Here is a 1172-nt window from a genome sequence, read left to right as displayed (position 1 = left end):
ACATATATTTAGCTGCCAAATGGATTTTTGCTGCCTCAGTTTCTAACTGAGCCAGCTTTTCTTAGTCTAAACTCCAGACCTTTTCCTCCCAAGAGGTAATCGCCACCTCTACCACTTTCTAGAGTGTCAGCACCCTGCCCGGCTAATACCACATCTGTTACAGAAGATCCGATTATGCGATCATTATTTTCAGTCCCCAGCAGCCCTCCGGGATATTGAGCCATGACTGCTTCAGTAATCTGAAAAGTTGAATTTTGCTCGGCTGAGGCTTGTAAGTTTTGGGCAACTCGTGGCGGCGGAAAAAGAACGCTATACACATTAGCAGATAAACCATCTAAAAAGCCTTTACTAAAATTGGAAACTCTGGTGTTAAAGTCATCTACTGTCTCTCCTATCTTATTTGTTATCTTTTGTGGTAGCTTGTCTGCCAACTCAATCGCAATGTCGTTTTCGTTTCCCAGAATTGATACTGGTTTAATTTTACCAATCAACTGAGCCTCAGAAAATCGTTGTTCAAGGGTATTAAATCTCCCTAGAGTTGTTTGACCGCTATCAGCAGAAAATCCCACTAATTGCAGCCTATAGTCTGTTCCTTGAAAGTTGAACTTTTCTTTAGCAATACCATCATAAAAGCGAAGGATATCTCCATCTTTAACAGGATCGTCAGTTTCGTTTAATGTAGCAGTCAAGTTAAATGAGAAATTAAAAGTCTGGGTGCTAGGCACAGGATTAGTGAGAGACAGCGTTTCATTGAGAGGAAAATCACCTTCAGGTTCCGAACCGAACACAGTAATTCCATTGCGATAATTTAAATTGCCAAGATTAAAACTAATATCAGTTGCGGTAGTAAATTCACTGCCGTCAAACTGCACATAGCTTTCACTGTCTCCAGCAGTAGGAGTTCCTAAAATTTTCTTATTTTCATCGTTGTCAAAAGTGCCGGAAGTTGAGCCGGCAAAAAGAGCTTTAGTGGTGTCAACGTCAATTTTACCAGTCTCAGCAGAATTTAACCTATTCAAATTGGCTCTCCTGAGTTTATGGTGTAAAATAGATCAACCAATACAGTTATAGTGATGAGCTTTCATTTAGACTATCTATTAGACTTGCCTGGAGTTAAGGTTGAAACTTGCACTCAAATTGAAGGACAAATTTACTTTCGTTTGAGTGCTTTA

1 protein-coding gene is annotated in these 1172 nt (G+C 39.8%); it reads right to left on the bottom strand.

Features of this window, described 5'->3' with window-relative positions:
- Window positions 1-35 precede the first annotated feature (35 nt).
- The gene (locus QUA27_RS27225) at window positions 36-1019 is read right to left on the bottom strand and encodes a choice-of-anchor K domain-containing protein (protein ID WP_333072161.1); all 984 of its coding nucleotides are present in this window, start codon (window positions 1017-1019) and stop codon (window positions 36-38) included.
- Window positions 1020-1172: the final 153 nt, after the last annotated feature.

Origin of the sequence: Microcoleus harperi Pol14_C6, assembly GCF_036701295.1 — a bacterium.
Lineage (GTDB): Bacteria > Cyanobacteriota > Cyanobacteriia > Cyanobacteriales > Microcoleaceae > Microcoleus.
Note: the sequence above shows the minus strand (reverse complement) of the source record. Positions and strands in the feature narration are given on the sequence as shown.